The organism is Curtobacterium sp. VKM Ac-2887 (assembly GCF_015350935.1).
In the GTDB taxonomy this organism is placed as follows: Bacteria; Actinomycetota; Actinomycetes; order Actinomycetales; family Microbacteriaceae; genus Curtobacterium.
The window spans coordinates 133,466-151,852 of the sequence record NZ_JADKSB010000002.1; the positions used below are offsets into that span (position 1 = coordinate 133,466).

Annotated in this window: 14 protein-coding genes and 1 tRNA gene; 12 read left to right on the forward strand and 3 right to left on the reverse strand. The window is 71.8% G+C overall.

All coding sequences use genetic code 11. The features are described from left to right. Positions 1–152: 152 nt before the first annotated feature. A complete protein-coding gene (gene nhaA, locus ITJ69_RS03425; RefSeq protein WP_194672012.1) occupies positions 153–1,331 on the reverse strand; it encodes a Na+/H+ antiporter NhaA in 1,179 nt (392 codons plus the stop codon). Between the two features lie 90 nt (positions 1,332–1,421). Here nhaA and ITJ69_RS03430 point away from each other — a divergent pair, with 90 nt between their 5' ends. The 10 genes from ITJ69_RS03430 to ITJ69_RS03475 all read left to right on the forward strand — a co-directional run bounded on the left by ITJ69_RS03430 (position 1,422) and on the right by ITJ69_RS03475 (position 12,228). Then, positions 1,422–2,234 (forward strand): MazG family protein, encoded by an 813-nt coding sequence (locus ITJ69_RS03430; protein ID WP_194672013.1) that lies wholly within the window; start codon positions 1,422–1,424, stop codon positions 2,232–2,234. 250 nt (positions 2,235–2,484) lie between these two features. Next, on the forward strand, positions 2,485–3,729 hold the full coding sequence (gene hisS / locus ITJ69_RS03435; RefSeq protein ID WP_123294733.1) for a histidine--tRNA ligase: 1,245 nt from the start codon (positions 2,485–2,487) through the stop codon (positions 3,727–3,729). 96 nt (positions 3,730–3,825) lie between these two features. After that, complete coding sequence (gene eno / locus ITJ69_RS03440; protein WP_131845281.1) at positions 3,826–5,109, forward strand: phosphopyruvate hydratase; 1,284 nt, start codon at positions 3,826–3,828, stop codon at positions 5,107–5,109. A gap of 300 nt (positions 5,110–5,409) precedes the next feature. Beyond that, positions 5,410–5,943 carry an FtsB family cell division protein gene (locus ITJ69_RS03445; RefSeq protein ID WP_111084824.1) on the forward strand — a complete coding sequence of 178 codons (534 nt, stop codon included), beginning with the start codon at positions 5,410–5,412 and terminating at the stop codon, positions 5,941–5,943. Positions 5,944–6,010: 67 nt separating this feature from the next. Next, entirely contained in the window at positions 6,011–6,559 is a 549-nt protein-coding gene (locus ITJ69_RS03450) for a DUF501 domain-containing protein (RefSeq protein WP_111084823.1), read from the forward strand. 38 nt (positions 6,560–6,597) lie between these two features. Further along, positions 6,598–8,073, forward strand: coding sequence for an NAD(P)/FAD-dependent oxidoreductase (locus ITJ69_RS03455; protein WP_194672014.1), 1,476 nt, complete (start codon positions 6,598–6,600; stop codon positions 8,071–8,073). A gap of 76 nt (positions 8,074–8,149) precedes the next feature. Continuing rightward, a tRNA-Leu gene (locus ITJ69_RS03460) sits at positions 8,150–8,226 on the forward strand. Between the two features lie 385 nt (positions 8,227–8,611). Further along, positions 8,612–10,120 (forward strand): hypothetical protein, encoded by a 1,509-nt coding sequence (locus tag ITJ69_RS03465; protein ID WP_194672015.1) that lies wholly within the window; start codon positions 8,612–8,614, stop codon positions 10,118–10,120. 112 nt (positions 10,121–10,232) lie between these two features. Beyond that, positions 10,233–10,892 carry a class F sortase gene (locus ITJ69_RS03470; protein ID WP_194672016.1) on the forward strand — a complete coding sequence of 220 codons (660 nt, stop codon included), beginning with the start codon at positions 10,233–10,235 and terminating at the stop codon, positions 10,890–10,892. Positions 10,893–10,902: 10 nt separating this feature from the next. After that, entirely contained in the window at positions 10,903–12,228 is a 1,326-nt protein-coding gene (locus ITJ69_RS03475; protein ID WP_194672017.1) for a threonine/serine exporter family protein, read from the forward strand. A 212-nt stretch (positions 12,229–12,440) separates the two neighbouring features. Here the strand turns inward: ITJ69_RS03475 and ITJ69_RS03480 are convergent, their stop codons facing one another. Continuing rightward, a complete protein-coding gene (locus tag ITJ69_RS03480) occupies positions 12,441–14,168 on the reverse strand; it encodes a class I adenylate-forming enzyme family protein (protein ID WP_194672018.1) in 1,728 nt (575 codons plus the stop codon). A 92-nt stretch (positions 14,169–14,260) separates the two neighbouring features. Next, the gene (locus ITJ69_RS03485; RefSeq protein ID WP_194672019.1) at positions 14,261–16,651 is read right to left on the reverse strand and encodes an Ig-like domain-containing protein; all 2,391 of its coding nucleotides are present in this window, start codon (positions 16,649–16,651) and stop codon (positions 14,261–14,263) included. A 228-nt stretch (positions 16,652–16,879) separates the two neighbouring features. Between ITJ69_RS03485 and ITJ69_RS03490 the strand changes: the two genes are divergently transcribed. Beyond that, positions 16,880–17,461, forward strand: a complete 582-nt coding sequence (locus tag ITJ69_RS03490; protein WP_194672020.1) for a LemA family protein — start codon at positions 16,880–16,882, stop codon at positions 17,459–17,461. A gap of 19 nt (positions 17,462–17,480) precedes the next feature. Then, a complete protein-coding gene (locus tag ITJ69_RS03495; protein ID WP_111084819.1) occupies positions 17,481–18,383 on the forward strand; it encodes a M48 family metalloprotease in 903 nt (300 codons plus the stop codon). Positions 18,384–18,387: the final 4 nt, after the last annotated feature.

Genomic DNA, 18,387 nt, shown 5'->3' on the forward strand with positions numbered 1-18,387 from the left:
CGGCGACGGACGGGAGGCAGGGTGGGGGCTGGCACCGTGCCTCCCGTCCGCTCGTGGGCGCGTCCACCGCGCACACGCTGTTCGCGACGATCCACGCGACGATCGACGCGTGGATCGTCGCAAAGGTGGTGCGGGCCCGGAACCGCGCCCCGCTACTCGGTCGCCTCGGCCTCGGACAGCTCGCGCCGCCCGCGGTACGCCCGGGCCCGCAGCGTGACCACGACCGCCGACGCGACGATGGCGATGCCGGAGCCGACGAGCACGGCGAGCACGCCCTCGTCGAGGATCTCCTCGTTCCGGGCGAACGCGAGCTCGTTCATGAGGAGCGAGACCGTGAAGCCGATCCCGCCGAGCACCCCGACGGTGATGATCGAGAAGAACGACAACGAGGACCGCCCCGGTGAGCGGAAGATCCGCGTCGCCACCGCGCCGAACAGCGTGATGCCGATGACCTTGCCGACCGGCAGCGCGATGACGACCGCCCAGAACGTGGGCGAGAGCTCGCTGATGCCGACGGCGGGGATGACCACCGCGGCCGACGCGAACGCGAACACCGGGAGCACGATCGCGTTCGACCACGGCTCGACGTTCTCGTGCAGGGTGTGGCCCGGACGGCGGGGGAGCACGAGCCCGAGCGCGACGCCGGCGATGGTGGCGTGAACGCCGGAGTGGTAGACGAGCCACCAGGTCAGGAGCCCGACGACGACCATCGCGACGATGAGCAGCGTCTGCCCGCTGCGTCCGGGACGGAGCATCCGGCCGAGCAGCCAGAACACCGCGAGCGTGACGACGGCACCGGCGAGGGCGAGGAAGTCGGTGTCGTGTGCGAACACGACGGCGATGATGATGATCGCGATGAGGTCGTCGAGCACCGCGAGTGCGAGCAGGAACACCCGGATGCCGCTCGGTAGCCCACGACCGAACATCGCCAGGACACCGAGCGCGAACGCGATGTCCGTCGCCGTCGGGATCGGCCAGCCGTGCGTGTACTGCGTGCCCGCAGTGACGAGCAGGAAGATGCCCGCCGGCACGAGCACACCGCCGACCGCCGCGATGGCGGGAATGATCGCGGTCTTCGGGTTCGACAGCTCACCGTCGACGAGCTCCTGCTTCAGCTCGATCGCGACGAGCAGGAAGAACACCGCCAGCAGGCCGTCGCTGATCCAGTGCGCGATCGACAGGTCGAGGCCGACGGCTCCGAGCGGTAGGTGCGCGTCGAGCAGCCGTTCGAGGCCAGGGCCGGCGGGCGAGTTCGCGACGACCAGGCCGAGCACGGCGGCGGTCAGGAGCGCGATGGCGCTGAAGCGGGGGGAGCGGACGAGGGACGACATGGATCTCCGTCTCGAGGGGTCGGGTGGTAGTCCGTCGACCAGACTTCCCGACACACCACGACCAGCATACGTGGGTGAGACGATGGCGCGATGACCGCCGTACCGGACCTCGTGACCGTCGTCGACCGCCTGCTCGCCGAGGACGGGGGCTGCGTCTGGAACCGGGCGCAGACCTACGCCACGCTCGCGCGCTACGCGGTCGAGGAGTCCTACGAACTCGTCGACGCCATCGACGACGGCGACCCGGACGACGTCCGCGAGGAGCTCGGCGACGTCCTGTACCAAGTCGTCCTGCACGCCGGGATCGCCGAACGCGCGGGGGAGTTCACCCTGGAGGACGTCGCCGCCGGGGTCCGCGACAAGATGGTCCGTCGACACCCGCACGTGTTCGGCGACGAGACCGCGGACACCGTCGACGACGTGGTCCGGGTGTGGCGCGCGGCGAAGGCGGCGGAGAAGTCGGCCCGGACGAGCGCCCTCGACGGCGTCCCGCGTGCGATGCCGCCACTGGAGCGGGCCGTCAAGCTGCTGGAGCGCCTGGAGGAGCACGGTGCTGCCGACACGGCCGTCGCGTCGGTCGTGGCCGCCGCGCCCGCCGCGCCCGCCGAGTCCGTCGCGTCCGCCGAGTCCGCCGAGTCCGTCGCGTCCGCCGCGTTCGGCTCGGTCGCTCACCGGGAGGCCCGCGGCACGTCCGACACGTCGGCCGCGGCACCCGGAGCGGGGACCGCTCGGGCATCGGTCGGGTCGCTGGCACCGGCCGACGGTGCGGGGGCGGTGGACCCGGCGTGGGGGATCGCGATGCTGGAAGAGGTCGCCGGAGCGGTGCGGGACGGGATCGACCCCGTCGCGAGTCTCCGCGTGGCGGTCGCTGCGCTCGAGGAAGCCGGCCGCGCCGCGGAGTGAGTGCGCGGGGAAAGAGAAGGGCGCCCTCCTAACCCGAAAAAGGAGGGCGCCCGTGAGCGGGTGGGCACACCCCCAGGGAGAGGTGTGCACGCAGAACCCGCTCGGGTCGCGGGGCACACTGCAGCACGGTGCCCACGCGATCGGTCCGGAGAGTGGATCAGGCACGCTCCGAACCGAGGTACTGAATGCAGTATGCCAGTAGGACGCATGCCGCGCAACTCGTCGATGCGCATCTGCCAGACTTGACGCCATGGCGACGACCGTGACGGCACCCCGTGGCATGCGTGACTTCCTCCCCGCGGACAAGGCCCGACGCGAGCACGTGCTCGGTGTCGTCCGCGACGTCTACTCGCGGCACGGGTTCGACGAGATCGAGACCCCCGTGGTCGAGGACGCCGCGCGGCTGCACTCCGGGCTCGGCGGCGACAACGAGAAGCTGGCGTTCGCGGTCATGAAGCGCGGGCTCAGCACCGAGGACCTGCAGGCTGCCCAGGCGCCGCTCGACCTCGCTGACCTCGGGCTCCGGTTCGACCTGACCGTGCCGCTCGCCCGGTTCTACGCCTCGCACCGCGCCGAGCTGCCCTCGGTGTTCCGATCGGTGCAGATCGCGCCGGTCTGGCGCGCCGAGCGTCCGCAGAAGGGGCGCTACCGCCAGTTCGTGCAGTGCGACATCGACATCCTGGGGGAGCCCGGGCAGCTGGCCGAGATCGAGCTCATCCGCGCCACGACCGCAGCGCTCGACGCGCTCGGGGTGACCGGCACCACGATCCGCATCAACGACCGGCGGATCCTGCTGACCCTGCTGGCGTCGTGGGGCATCGCGGACCCCGCTGCCGCCGACCGCGCACTCATCACGGTCGACAAGCTCGACAAGATCGGCCCGGACGGCGTCGCCGCCGAGCTCCGCAGCACCGTCGGACAGGAGCTGCCGGGGCTCGAGGACACCATCCGCGCGCTCGAGGCCGCGGACTGGACCTCGGTCGAGGGTGCTGCGTGGCTCGACGCCGAGGCGTTCGCCGACCTGCTGCGCCTGCGGGAAGCGCTGCCCGGTGTCGACCTGCGCTTCGACCCGACGCTCGTGCGCGGCATGGGCTACTACACCGGCACGATCTTCGAGGTCGCGCACCCCGACTTCGGCTACAGCCTGGGCGGCGGCGGTCGGTACGACGGCATGATCGGTCGGTTCCTCGGGCAGGACGTCCCCGCGGTCGGCTTCTCGCTGGGCTTCGAGCGCCTGGTCGACCTCGTGACACTCCCGGAGTCCGCCGAGTCGGACGCCGTGGTGCTCGTCTACGACAAGGACGTCGACCCGGTCCGGCTCGCGGCCCTCAAGACCGAGGCGCTCGCATCGCACCGGCGCGTGCGGCTCGAACGGCGCACCAAGAACACGAAGAACCTGCTCGCCGGTCTGGCCGCGCAGGGGTTCTCCGCCTTCGCGACCGTCGGCGCCGACACGACGTCGCTCGAGGGTGTGGAGTTCCGCCCGCTCGACTGAGTTGTCCACACCGGGCGTCACGGTCGACGTCGTGTTCACCTCGGCTCGCTAGGATCGGTCCCGCAAACACCACAACCAATGTGTAGGGAGTACCCCGTGGCCCTGATCGATGCCGTAGGCGCACGCGAAGTCCTCGATTCCCGAGGCAACCCGACGGTCGAGGTCGAGGTCCTCCTCGACGACGGCGTCGTGTCCCGCGCGCTCGTCCCCTCCGGTGCCTCCACCGGCGCGTTCGAGGCGTACGAACTCCGCGACGGCGATGCCTCGCGCTACGGCGGCAAGGGCGTGCTCAAGGCCGTCGACGCCGTCCTCGACGAGATCGGCCCGGCGCTCGAGGGCTTCGACGCCACCGACCAGCGCCTCGTCGACGCCGCGCTCATCGAGCTCGACGGAACCGAGAACAAGTCCCGCCTCGGCGCGAACTCGATCCTCGGGGCCTCGCTCGCCGTGGCCCGTGCCGCTGCCGACTCGGCTGACCTGCCGCTGTTCCGCTACCTCGGCGGCCCGAACGCGCACACGCTGCCCGTTCCGCTGATGAACGTCGTCAACGGCGGTGCCCACGCGGACACCAACGTCGACATCCAGGAGTTCTTCCTCGTGCCCTACGGCGCCGAGTCGTTCTCCGAGGCGCTCCGTTGGGGCGTCGAGACCTACCACGCCCTCAAGGGCGAGCTGAAGAAGCAGGGCCTCGCGACCGGCCTCGGCGACGAGGGCGGCTTCGCGCCGGAGCTCGCGTCGAACCGTGCGGCGCTCGACTTCCTGCTGACCGCGATCGAGAAGGCCGGCTACACCCCGGGCAAGGACATCGCCGTCGGCCTCGACGTCGCGTCCACCGAGTTCTTCCACGACGGCAAGTACTCGTTCGAGGGCAAGCAGCTCTCGAGCCAGGAGTTCACCGCGTACTTCGCCGACCTCGTCGCGAACTACCCGCTCGTCACGATCGAGGACCCGCTGGCCGAGGACGACTGGGAAGGCTGGTCGCACCTGACTGCCGAGCTCGGCGACAAGGTCCAGATCGTCGGCGACGACCTGTTCGTCACCAACCCGAAGCGTCTGCAGCGGGGCATCGACGAGAAGGCCGCGAACTCGATCCTGGTGAAGGTCAACCAGATCGGCACGCTCACCGAGACCCTCGACGCGGTCTCGCTCGCGCACCGTCACGGCCTCACCTCGATCCTGTCCCACCGCTCCGGCGAGACCGAGGACACCACGATCGCGGACATCGCGGTCGCGGTCGACGGTGGTCAGATCAAGACCGGTGCACCGGCTCGTTCGGACCGCGTCGCGAAGTACAACCAGCTGCTCCGCATCGAGGAAGAGCTCGGCGACGCCGCGGTGTACGCCGGTCGCTCGGCCTTCCCGCGCGCCAAGTCACTGTAAGCAGCTCGGCCAGCAGCACCGGCACCACCGAGACGCCGTCCTCCTCCGAGAGGGCGGCGTCTCGTCGTGTGCGCGGCGTCGAGCGGTCGAAAGACGTCGGCAGGCGCGGACTCATCCGACGGGACGTGACCGCCGGACGCGCGCCGGGCGGTGGGTCGTGACCGCTCCCGGTACGGGACGGGTTGGCGGGCCGGACCCGCGCCTCCCGTCGGAGCGATCGGACGACACGAGTCGCTGAGAGGCCACCGAACGGCCGCGTGCCGGGCGCTCCCACCGCGTCGGTCGGGTTATCGTCGGGACGTGCCCAGCCAGAAGCCCCGCGTCCGCCGCGTCCCCGTGGCGATGCCCGACGGCAGCACGTCGGCGCAGCCCTGGTACCGCTCGATCCACTTCTCCGGGTTCAGCCTGCTGATGCTCGCGATCATCGTGCTCTTCGTCGTGGTGCTCGCCCCGTCGCTCCGCACGCTCATCCAGCAGCAGGAGCAGATCGCCCAGCAGCAGCGTGAGGTCGCGAGCCAGAAGGCCGACGTCACGCAGAAGAAGAAGGACGTCGCCCGCTGGGACGACCCCGCGTACATCGAGGCGCAGGCGCGCGACCGCCTGCTCTACGTGTACCCGGGCGAGGAGAGCTACCTCGTGATGGGGGCCGAGGACCGCAAAGCCGAGACCACGCCGACGACGGACTCCGGCACGCCCGTCAGCACGAAGGTCCAGACGCCGAAGGTGGACTGGGTGCAGGCGATGCTGTCCTCGGTGCTGCAGTCCGGGCTCACCGACGAGACCGCCGCCGACCTCGTGGCCCCGGACGTCTCGGGCACCGGCGAGAGCAAGTAGCTCCGAGCCGCACCCGTCCGGCGCGACGGTGCGCGGGGTACCGGGTCTCCGGTAGGCTCACGTTCCCGTGACGACCCCTCCCTTCGACCCGCCCTCCGACCGCGACGTCCAGGTCGTGTCGGCGCAGCTCGGCCGACCGGCACGCGACGTCATCGGGATCGCGGCACGGTGCGTCTGTGGCAATCCCACGGTCGTCTCCACGAAGCCCCGACTGTCGAACGGCACCCCGTTCCCGACGTTCTACTACCTGTGCCACCCCGCGGCCACCGCTGCGGTCAGCACCCTCGAGGCCAACCAGGTGATGCCGGAGCTGGCAGCACTGCTCGAGGACGACACCACCGCGGCCGCGTACCTCGCGGCCCACGAGTCCTACCTGGCCGATCGCGAGTCGATCGAGCACGTCGACGAGATCGTCGGCATCAGCGCCGGTGGCATGCCCACCCGTGTGAAGTGCCTGCACGCCCTCGTCGGTCACGCCCTCGCCGCCGGACCCGGCGTCAACCCCATCGGTGACCTCGCGCTCGAGCGCGCGGACTGGTCGCCCTCCCGGTGTGAGTGCCGGGCGTATGATGACGGTGCAGACGCTGGAGTCGGGGCGGGTGGCGGCGAAGTCTGACTCGACTCCGAAACCCCCATCCAAGGAGATCATCCCCCGTGCCCAAGATCCTCGTCGTCGGCGGCGGTTACGCCGGTTTCTACACCGCATGGAAGCTCGAGAAGCACCTTCGCCAGGGCGAAGCCGAGGTCGTCATGGTGGACCCGCTGCCGTACATGACGTACCAGCCGTTCCTGCCCGAGGTCGCTGCCGGTTCGATCGAGCCGCGTCACGCGGTCGTCTCGCACCGCCGCCACCTCAAGAACACCCGCGTCGTCACCGCGAAGGTCACCAAGGTCGACCACGCGACGAAGACCGCCACGATCACGCCGACCGAGGGCGAGGCGTGGGAGGAGTCCTACGACCAGATCGTCATGACCGCCGGCGCGGTGTCCCGCACGTTCCCGATCCCGGGTGTCGCGGACGAGGCCATCGGCCTCAAGACGATCGAGGAAGCCGCGGCGATCCGCGACAAGATCCTCACGAACTTCCACAAGGCGGCGAACCTGCCGGCCGGTCCCGAGCGTGACCGCCTGCTGACCGTCGTCGTCGTCGGTGGTGGCTTCGCCGGCATCGAGGTGTTCGCCGAGCTCCGCTCCTTCGTCACCGACCTGCTGAAGAGCTACCCGCAGCTCTCCTTCGACGAGACGCGCTTCCACCTGGTCGAGGCGATGGGCCGCATCATGCCCGAGGTCTCGCTCGAGACCTCGCACTGGGTGCTCAAGAACCTGGCGCAGCGCGGTGCGAACGTGCACCTCGAGACCCAGCTGGCCTCGGCCGTCGGTGGCGTCTGCGAGCTCAAGACGAGCGACGGCGCGATCGAGAAGATCGAGTCCGACCTCATCATCTGGACCGCCGGTGTCATGGCGAACCCGATGGTCAAGGGCACCGACTTCCCGCTCGAGCAGCGCGGTCGCATCCGCGTGCAGCCCGACCTGCGCGTCGTCGACGACAACGGCGTGATCGCGGACGCATGGGCCTGTGGCGACGTCGCAGCCGTGCCGGACCTCACCGGTGGTGGCGTCGGCGGCTTCTGCGTGCCGAACGCCCAGCACGCCGTCCGTCAGGCGAAGCAGCTCGCGAAGAACCTGGTCGCGACCATCCGTGGCGAGGCCACGACCGACTACAAGCACGAGAACCTCGGCGCCGTCGCGGGCCTCGGTCTCGGCATCGGCGTGTTCCAGTCCGGCAAGTTCGCCATGAAGGGCTTCCTGGCGTGGGGCGCGCACCGCGGCTACCACGGCATAGCGATGCCGTCGTGGGAGCGCAAGTGGCGCGTCGTCGGCGACTGGGTCGGTGGTTTCTTCCTGGGCCGCGACATCGCGTCGCTCGACGACCGTGAGACCCCGCGCGCTGCGTTCGAGGCCTTCGCGTCCCGTCCGAAGCCCGCGGCCGAGGCCCCGGCAGCTCCGGCCGCCGCTCCGGCTCCGGAAGAGGGCAAGCCCGCTGGTGCCGCCGGCCCGGCGTACGGCGAGCCCGCCAAGGACGTCTCGAACGAGGCCGAGCCCGTGAAGGCCCCGGCCGACGCCAAGTAGTCCCAGCAGCAGTCCGCGAGAGGCGGTCACCCTTCGGGGTGGCCGCCTCTCTCGCATCGGTAGGCTGTTGCGGCCCGCCCCCGTGGCCCAATCGGTAGAGGCATGCGACTTAAAATCGCCGAGTTGTGGGTTCGAGTCCCACCGGGGGTACCAGTTCGAGTCCCGCGAAAGCGACAGTCTGCCGCCAACCGTTCGCGGCACACTGTCGCCCTGGCGGGCAGGACGGCGCGACCGCGGGTGCATCTGTCGCTTCGGCGGGTGTGAACCGGCCCCAGCCCGGCCGGGAGGCCCGTGGCGCGCCCGCACCGCGCCTCCCGTCCGTCACACGCGTGCGTCCCGCGAAAGCGACGTCGTGCCGCCAACCGTTCGCGGCACACTGTCGCTTTCGCGGGCAGGACGGCGCGTCCGTGCGGACATCTGTCGCTTTGACGTGCGCGCACCAGGTCCGCGCACGAACATGTCCGGCCGAATTCAACTTAGGGTTGCCTAACCTAACTCCTGTCCCTATGCTCAGGGAGTTAGGTAAGGCTACCCAAACTTGGAGACCACCCGAATGCACCTGTCCTCTCCTCGCGCCCGGCGTCTGGCCGCCGGCGCGACCGCCGTCGCCCTCGGCGCGACGATTGCCGCGGCCGCCGCGCTCGGCGCTGCCCCCGCGAACGCCGCCTCCGCCGACGTCACCGACGCGTCGCTGTCCTGGAGCCTCAGCAACGAGGCCAACGCCGGCGCCTACTTCGGCGGCTGCAACTTCCTGTCCGCCGGGGTCGCCGGCAACTCGGGTGCCTCGGCACCGTGGACCGCGACCAACCCGTCGCCCGGCTACGCCGCTTCGGCCGGCAACGTCTCGATCGCCTACCCGAAGGCCGCGGGCGGTACCTCGACCCCGACCTTCGCCACGAAGTGCCAGACCGGCGACGGCACCACGGTCCGCCCGGGCACCACGACCGCCGGCGTCCTGACCCTGGCCGAGGGTACCGGCACCGTCGACGCCGCAGCCGGCACCGCGGACATCGCGTGGGACGGCGGCTTCACGGTCGCGTTCTACGGCGGCCTGACCTACTGGTCCGCCGAGGACCCGGAACTGCACGTCGCAGCGGACGGCACGGGTGAGCTCACGGCGACGGTCTCGGGCTACGCGGCCTCGCGCGACGGGGGCAGCTGGGCGCCGCTGACGCCGCGCACCGTGCACCTCGCGACCCTCACCGACGTCGACGTCACGAGCTCGGGCATCACCGTGAGCCCGGACTGGCAGGGTGTCGAGCCCGCGTCGGCGACGAGCCTGAACAAGACGAACGCCGACTGGGGTTCGTGGCCGGCGGACTTCGTCGACTTCCAGAACGAGACCGGTCAGAGCTCGTACTGGTACACGTCCGGCGCGAACGACGCCGCGGCCAAGAAGCCGCAGCCGATCTCGATCGCCTACACGGCAGCCGAGGCACCCACGCCCGAGCCGACCGAGCCGAGCGAGCCGGGCACCCCGGAGCCCACGACCGGCCCGACCACCGGCCCGACCACCGGCCCGACCACCGGCCCGACCACGGAGCCCACCACCGGCCCGACCACGGAGCCCACCACCGCGCCGACGACCCCGGCCCCGTCGATCAGCACCGGTGGCACCACCACCTTCACGGTCGGCGACTCGGTGCCGCTGCGCGCCGAGGGCCTGCCGGCAGCGACGGAGTACTCGATCGTCCTGCACAGCGACCCCGTCGTCCTCGGCACCGTGACCACGGACGCCGACGGGGCCTTCGCGACCTCGGTCGTGATCCCCACGGGAACCCCGGCCGGAGCGCACACCATCGCGGTGGAGTCCTCGGACGGCACCGCCGTGGTCTCGCTCGCCATCACGGTCACCGCGGACGGCACCGTCGTCGTCGACCCGATCGACACCACCACGGCCGTCACCACCGGCGCAGCCGTGAACACCGGAGGCACCGTCTCCGGCACCTCGGCCCTGCCGTGGATCGGGCTGTCGGCCTTCGGCGTCGTCGCCCTCGGCTCGGTCGCGTTCATCGCGTACCGCCGCCGCGTCACCCAGCAGGACTGACGCACCGGGATCCGCGGGGCGGTCGACCCCGCCACGCGGATCCCGGCACCCAGGTGTCGGACGGGAGGCGCGCCTCCCGTCCGACACGTCCGTCACCACCCCGGAACGGAAGATGACCGCCCCACCCACCCGACCGCGCACCGCGCTGCTCTGGACGATCGCCGTGCTCGCCGCGGCGACCCTCGTCGTCGGCGTGGTCGGTGTGGTCACGGCGACCACCGGAGCCGCATCGCCGACGGCGATCACCGGCACGTCGCTCGACGGCAAGCAGGTCACGCTCGACCCGGGCGAGTCGGGGACGGCGGCGTCTGCCTCGAACGCGGTCGCCGACACCGGCGTCCAGCTCGTGGTGCCGTCGGTCGGGCTCGAGGTGCCGCTCGGCGAACTGGACGCCGTCGACGGTCAGATCACGCCGCCGGGGTTCAGTGAGGCCTACCGGGTCCGCAACCTGGGGGTCCCGCTGACGGACCGCGCGGACGGCACCGTGTTCGTCGTCATGCACTCGCTGCGGAACGGTGCGATCGGCCCGGGCAACCTGCTCATCGACGTCGACGGGCAACGCTCCGAGGTCGTGGTCGGCAGCAGCGTCCGGATCGGCGACGCGCGGTGGACGGTGACCGGTTCCGAGCGGATCACGAAGGCGACCGTGGCCGCCGATGCCGACGTCTGGGCGGACGAGCCCGGCCGGCTCCTGCTCATCACGTGCCTGCAGCGGCCGGACGGCTCCCCGTCGGTCGACAACGTGGTCATCGAGGCCACGCTCGATCGCTAACATCACCTGCGTGGTCGGACTCGGAAGCGCACTCGCGAACCTGAAGAACGCCCTCCGTCGGCCCGAGGCCCACGTCGAGGTCGTCGACGGCGAGACCGTCCCCGTCGGCATGCTCCTCGGCACGCTCGGTGCACTGCTGCTCGACGCGGGCAGCTCCGTCACCGACGTCCGCTCGGCGCTCGAGAAGGCCCGCGACGCCGCCGGGGTCGGTCCGACCCTGGCGATCGGGGTGTTGCCGGCGCTCGTGATGGTGAGCGAGGTCTCGACCGGTGCGGCGACGATCGTGAACGCCGAGGGCGTCGAGCTGTCGTCGCGACAGGCTGCACGAGCGAACCGGGTCGTGCTCGGGTTGGAGAGCGGGTCGATCGCCCTCGCCGAGATCCCCGCGCGGGTCCGGGCCATCCGTGCCGGCACCGTCCCGCCGCCCGCACTGCCGTGGATCCTCGGCAACGCGCTGACCTCCGCCGGGCTCGCCGTCGTGTTCCGGTGCCCGTGGTGGGCGATCCTGCTCGCGCTCCTGGTCGGTGCGCTCGTCGGGGTCATCGGCCTGCTGCTCCGGCGCTTCCGCGAGGCCGTCGCGATCATCCCGTTCCTTGCCGCTTTCGTGTCGACGGCCATCGTCGGACTCGTCGCCGCGGGTGCCGGGTTCGAGCAGGTCCCGCTGTTCGCCGTGTGCGCCCCGGTGGCGGTGTTCGTCCCCGGTGCCCTCATCACCAACGCCCTGCTCGAACTGACCGCCGCGGACATCGTGACCGGGTCCTCGCGGCTGGTCCAGGGGCTCATCATGCTCGGCTTCATGGCGGCCGGCATCGCTTCGGGCAGTGCGCTGACCGGGTTGCACGTCGACCCGTCCTCGGCGGCACTCGTCGGCGAGGTCGCCGGCGTCGGCACGGACCTGGCCGGGTGGGAGTCCGTGCCGTCCTACTGGGTGTCGTGGGTCGCAGTGGTGGTCCTGGCGGTCGGCCTCGGCCTGGTGTTCCGCTCGGGCTGGCGGCTGACGCTCGTGTCGGTGGCGGTCATGGTCACCGCCTACGCGCTGGTGAGCGGGACGACGCCGGTGTGGGGGAGCGTCGTCGCGACCGGGGCGACGGCGGCGCTGTTGTTCGTCGCGACGCGGTTGCTCGAGCGGCTCGTGCCGGCGATCCCGGCGACGGTGTCGTTCTTCCCGGCGTTCCTGCTGCTCGTCCCCGGGACCGTCGGGCTGGTGGCGGTGGCCACGTTCGACCCCGAGTCCCTCGCGACGCCCCTGGCGACCTTCGTCAGCCTGTGCATCGGGACGAAGATCGGTGGGTTGCTGCCGGGTCTGTTCGCCCGGAACGCGCCGAGCCACACGTAGCGCGGCCCGGGGGTACCTGGGCGTTCCGGGCCGGATCGGGCGTACCTGGTCGGAAGTTTCGACCAGGTACGCCCGATCCGGCAAAGCACCGCACGCGGCATGGGAAGGAACGCACGCAGGCACGGCCGTGGACGCGACCGGCTGACGGACGGGAGGCGCGGGGCGGGGCCGCCACGGGCCTCCCGTCCGACGCCGCGCACGTCCAGAGCCCGCTACGGCTCGAGCAGTCGGCCCGCCGCCTGGTCCTCCGCTGCCGTCGCCTTGGCGAGGTAGTGCACCTTCTTGCCCGTCGCGTTGTAGGGCAGCTCGTCGACGAAGCGGTACCGCCGCGGCCGCTTGTAGCGGGCGAGACCGGGGTGTGAGCCCGTCCACTCCTCGAGCTCGGCGGCGGCTGCGACGTCGTCGTCCGGTAGCCGTCCCGCTGCACGGACCACGTACGCCGTGACGACCTCGCCCCAACGCTCGTCCGGGATCCCGACGACGATCGAGTCGGCGACGCCCGGGTGCTCCTGGAGTGCGGCCTCGACCTGGACGGGGTGGACGTTCTCGCCGCCGGAGATGATCATGTCGTCCTTGCGGCCGACGATCGTCACCCGCTCGTGCTCGTCCCACGTCGCGAGGTCGCCGGGGTAGAACCAGCCGTTCGCGAACTTCTCCGCCTCGAGCCCCGGGTTGCGGTACGAGTAGCCGGACTTCACGGTCCGGACCGCGAACTCCCCGATCTCGGAGCCGTCCTTCGGCACGGTGTCGCTCGGGTCGGCCAGGCGGTCCTCGTACACGCGCACCACGGCGACGTCGTCGTCCGTCGATGCACGGCCGGTGGAGCCGGCACCGTCGGGGAAGTCCTCAGGACGCAGGAAGGTGTTCCAGAAGGTCTCGGTCGTGCCGTAGCCGTTGAAGATCCGCGGGGACAGGAGCTCCTGGTAGCGGAGTGCGGCGGCGCGGTCGAGCGGTGCACCCATCGTGACGATGCCGTGCAGGGACGACAGGTCGCGGGGCCGGGCCTCTTGCGCGTTCACGAGCTGCACCAGGTTCGGCGGCGCACCGATCAGGAACGTCAGCCGCTCGGACTCGACCAGGTCGAGCACCCGCTCGGCGTCGAAGTGCCGCAGGGTGGTGAGCTCGGCGCCGACGTAGAACACCGGGTTCGGGCCGCCCGAGTACAGGCCGCCACGGTGGAACAGCGGCGACATGTTGAGCGTCTTGTCGAAGGGGCTGAGCGGGAAGTGCATCACGACGTCGTGGGCGCTGAGCACCTCGACCAGGCTCGGCAGGGGCACCGGCTTCGGTCGCCCGGTGGTGCCGGAGGTGTAGAGCCGGGTGGTCTCGTCGTAGGTGCTGCGGGGCTCGGTCGCGGCGAGTTCGGCGGGCGTGACGGGGTCGGCGGCGAGGAGCGCGGTGAACGCGACCCGCGCGTCGTGTTCGGGGTCGTCGTGTGCGGTGTGCGTGTCTTGGTCGTCGTGGTGCGCGGCGTGGTCGTCGCCACTGACGACGACGATGTGGTCCGGACGGTGCGGCGCGGTCTCGAGCGCTCGGGCGATGTCGTCGCCGCGCACCGCGTCGTGCACCAGCACCACGGGCGCGGAGTCCTCGATGATGAAGGCGACCTCGTCGGGGGCGAGCCGGATGTTCGTCGGCGAGAACACCGCGCCGATGCGGTGGCACGCCAGGTAGAGCATCGCGAACTCGGGCGAGTTGAACAGCTCGACCATCACGACCGAACCGCGACCGACTCCGTGCCGGACGAGCCACCCGCCGATGTGGTCGACGACGTCCCCGAGTTCCGCGTAGGTCCACGACCGACCCGTGTCCGGGTCGCGCAGCGCGGGCCGGTCCGCGAAGCGGTGGGTGTTCCGCGCGAAGCCGTTCGCGTACGTGTAGCTGCCCTCGAACACCTCGCGGAACCGCGTCGGGTCGTAGTCGGATCGGGTCTCGGTCATCATCGCTCCCTGGGGCGGTCGAACGGCGCGTCACGCACCGATCGTCACTGTATCCGCCGCGCGGGGACGGCGGACGGGAGGCCCGGTGCGGGTCAGGCGGCCGCGTCCGGTCGCGCGGTGCGCGCCCAGAACCAGGCCCCGATCGCGCCCGCCACGCAGGCCGCGCCGACCGCGCCGAGCAGCACCGGCGACGCGTGGGTCCCCGCGGGACCCGAGTAGACCGCGGCGGTGAGCGCCACCGCGACGACCGCGAGTGCCACGTACCGGGCACGCGAGGCCATCAGGACCGCACTGCCGGCGGAACCCGCGAACGGCAGCAGCGTGGCGACGACGGCTCCGACCCCGCCGACGCACAGGGTGATGGCGAACTCCGACGTCAACGCGGACCAGAAGCCCCCGCCCGCGGTCAGGCTGTGGAGCACCCACCCCGCGGTCGCGAGCCCGAGCAGCGCGATCGTCCGCCAGGTCGCGCTCCGGGCACCGGCGGCGATCCCGGAGCCGAGGCGCAGTGCGGCGGTGTCCAGGTCGGGGCGTCCCGACGGCACGAGCACCATCCCGACGATCAGGGCGGGGGAGAGGTCCGCGGCCCGCGTGATCCCGCACGCCACGAGCGCCGCGAGCACCAGCCACGGGGACACCCGGAAGCCCACCGCACGGTGGTCGGGCCCGGCTGCCCACCGGGTCACGAGCACCACGGCCGCCGTGAGCACCGCGGTGCCGAGCAGCACGGCGATGGCGAGGCGGACGTAGCGGGCCTCGAGCGAGACGCCCACGCCGAGCAGCGTGCACAGGGCGGCGACGGCCACCGCGACCGTGATCGACACCCAGGTCGGCAGCACGTCGTCGGACCCGGTGCGGTCCGAGCGCGAGCGGTTCCGCCCGAGCAGTCCGGCGAAGGGCGAGCGGATGCGCCCGCGGGCAGCGGCGGCGACGAGCGCGAGGGGTGCGGCGATGAGCAGGAGGAACCCGGCGGCGACGGCCGTGGCGATCAGGACGGTCCGCCACGAGAACGCGGCCTGGATCGTCGGAACGGTGCGGTCGTAGGCGGTGGCAGCGGTCCAGTCGCCCGCGGGGCCCGACCAGTCGGTGCGGCCGCCGCCGGAGCCTGCGGCCCCGGGGGTGCTCGTGCCGGTCGGGTCGGTGCCGTCGCCGGGCGCTGCTGCTGATCCGGGCCCGTCGTCGCCGGTGCCGCCGGCGTTCCCGGTTCCGGTGCCGGCCGGGGTCCCCGCGTCACCGGGGGTCTGGCCGTCACCCGGTGCGGTCGTGGTGCCGGTGGGGCCGGTTCCGGTGCCGTTGCCGGTGCCGGTGGTGCCGGTCCCGTTGGTCGGTGCGTCCCCGCCGGTGCCGGAGGTGCCGGGGGTGCCGTTCGGGGTGCCCGAGGTCGACCACACGGTGACCTGCACGGCAGCGGACGATCGCGAGTAGTTGCCGGCGGCGTCGTTCTGCGTCGCGGTGAGGTCGTGTCCGCCGGCCCGCAGTTGCGACCCAGCGGTGGAGCAGGACCACGAACCGTTCGCAGCGACCTCGGCGCGGCAGACGGGTGCGCGGTCGACGTAGACGGTCACGTCGGCGCCGGGCTCGCCGGTGCCGCGGACGACCGTGGCACGCGAACCGACGCGGTCGCCGTCGTCGGGTGCGGTGATCCGCGGGGCTGCCGGTGCTGTGCGGTCGACCGTGATCCGCACCGGGGCCGAAGATGCGCTGCGCAGGTCGGAGCGATAACCGCGGGCCGTGCTCGCGGTCTGCGACGCGGTCACCGTGACGGTCGTGTCGGACCGCAGCACGAGCGAGGTCGTCCACCGCCCGTCCGGACCGACCGGCGCCGACTGCTGCGTCGACGACCCGGAGACCGACAGCACCACCGTGGAACCGGGGAAGCCCGTGCCGGAGAGCGCGCCGCTGGTCGGGTGGTCGGACGCGATGGTCGGAGGCACGATGACGTCGGAGGCCGGGGCGCTCGCGGGCGGCTGGCTCGGCGCGGTGACGTCCCGCACCGTGAAGACCTGCTGCGGACCCGACCGCACCGTACCGAGGCACGACCACGAACCGTTCGCCTGCACCTGAGCCGAGCACCCGGCCGAACCGGTCGACGCGGGGCCCGCGACGCGGACGACGTGCGCCGGGGTCCCGGTGCCGTGGAACCGGGCGGTGCTGCTCGTCACGTCCCCCGGGTCGGCGATGGTCGGTGCGACGGGCGGTCGCCCGGTGGACGCCGGCGGGGGCGTGGGGGTACCGGGCCGACCGCTGCTCGGCGGGCCGACGAGTTCGCCCGGTGCGGGGGTCGCGGTGCTCGCGGCGCTGACGCGTTCGGCGGTCGCTCGTTCGTGGGCCGCTGTGCCGGCGAACGCGGGGGCGGCTGCCGCCGCCAGCAGCGCCGCGGCGAGGACGGCCGTGGCCGAGGCGAGCGCGACGAACCGGGTACGACGACGAGGGCCGTCGCCCCCGACGGCCCGGTCGTCCACGTTGTCCCCTCGCGTGCTCACCGGCTCCATCCCACGTGATCCGGGCCGCTGGGTCAATACACCTTGCGGATGATGTCCCGCATCCGGTCGTGTTCGCCCCGCAGCCCGAACGCCCGGTGTGCGTGACTCGGGAATCGCCCGTGAACCCTGGCGGTCGACGCGAGCACCGCGGACGCGTCGGTAGACTTCACGACGGCCGTTCAGGCCACGCAGCACCGCGGATCCGAACGCGAGAAGGAGCACCCACGCATGGACACCGGACTCGTCACGACGCTGATCGTCGTCGGAGTGGTGGTGGTGATCCTGGTCATCATCGGGATCTACCTCTGGGTGACGTACAACTCGCTCGTCACGCTCAAGGTGCGTGTGGACGAGGCCTGGAGCGACATCTCGGTGCAGCTGAAGCGGCGCGCCGACCTCATCCCGACCATCGTCGACACGGTCAAGGGGTACGCCACCCACGAGAAGGCCGTCTTCGACGACGTCACCAAGGCGCGCTCCGAGACCCTGACGGCCGGTGACGCCGGCACGGCCTCCGCGGCCGAGGGACACATGCAGAAGGCGCTGAAGAGCGTGTTCGCGGTCGCCGAGGGGTACCCGCAGCTGCAGTCGAGCCAGAACTTCCTGCAGCTGCAGACCGAGCTCGTCGACACCGAGGACAAGATCCAGTCCGCCCGGCGCTTCTACAACGGCGGCGTGCGCGAGCTGAACACGAAGATCCGGGTCTTCCCGAACTCCACGTTCGCCAAGCGACGGGGCTTCGCCGAGGCGGCGTTCTTCGAGACCGCCGAGCCGGCAGCCATCGCCGAGCCGCCGCGCGTCCAGTTCTGACCCCAGCCTCGCAGCTGCCGTGTACAGCGCCATCGCGCGGAACAAGCGCAACACCGTCGTCATCGTCCTGGTCTTCCTGCTGATCATCGGCGCGCTCGGGTTCCTGGGCGGCTACCTGGCGGGGAACGTCTCGATCGGCGTCATCGTGCTCGCCGTCGCCCTGGGCTACGCGGTGCTGCAGTACTTCTTCGCCGCTCGGCAGGCGACCGCCATCGCCGGCGGCATCGAGATCGACCGCACCTCCGAACCGCGGCTCTGGCGGACGGTCGAGAACCTCGCGATCTCGACCGGCATGCCGATGCCCCGGGTCTACGTCATCCAGGACCCGTCGCCGAACGCCTTCGCCACCGGGCGCGACCCGGAGCACGCCGTGGTCGCGGCGACGACCGGGCTGCTGCAGATCATGGACGACCAGGAGCTCCAGGGTGTGATGGCCCACGAACTCGGGCACGTCCGCAACTACGACATCCGGGTCTCGACGATGGTGTTCGGGCTGGTGGTCGCCGTCGGCCTGATCGCCGACGTGCTCCTGCGCATCTCGATCTTCAGCGGCCTGTCCGGCGGCCGGAACCGCAACTCGGACAACGGCGGTGGCGCGAACCCGGTGCTGCTCATCGCCGGCATCGTGGCCGTCGTCGTGGCGCCGATCGCCGCGGCGGGCGTGCAGGCTGCGGTGTCCCGGCAGCGCGAGTACCTCGCCGACGCCACCGGTGCGATGACGACCCGTCACCCCGAGGGCCTCGCCCGGGCGCTCGAGAAGCTCGGCGCGTACGGCCGACCGATGCAGACGCAGAACTCGTCGATGGCGCACCTGTGGATCGCCGACCCGATGCGCCCCGGCGTGATGGACCGGCTGTTCTCGACGCACCCGCCGCTGCCGGACCGCATCGCACGGTTGCGGGCGAACGCCGACCGCTTCTGACGCC

What these genes read in the sequence shown, in the direction of transcription:
- ITJ69_RS03430 (WP_194672013.1), top strand. Translation starts at nt 1,422, where the DNA reads ATGACCGCCGTACCGGACCTCGTGACCGTCGTCGACCGCCTGCTCGCC.
- ITJ69_RS03490 (WP_194672020.1), top strand. Translation starts at nt 16,880, where the DNA reads ATGGACACCGGACTCGTCACGACGCTGATCGTCGTCGGAGTGGTGGTG.
- hisS (WP_123294733.1), top strand. Translation starts at nt 2,485, where the DNA reads ATGGCGACGACCGTGACGGCACCCCGTGGCATGCGTGACTTCCTCCCC.
- nhaA (WP_194672012.1), bottom strand. Translation starts at nt 1,331, where the DNA reads ATGTCGTCCCTCGTCCGCTCCCCCCGCTTCAGCGCCATCGCGCTCCTG.
- ITJ69_RS03470 (WP_194672016.1), top strand. Translation starts at nt 10,233, where the DNA reads ATGACCGCCCCACCCACCCGACCGCGCACCGCGCTGCTCTGGACGATC.
- ITJ69_RS03480 (WP_194672018.1), bottom strand. Translation starts at nt 14,168, where the DNA reads ATGACCGAGACCCGATCCGACTACGACCCGACGCGGTTCCGCGAGGTG.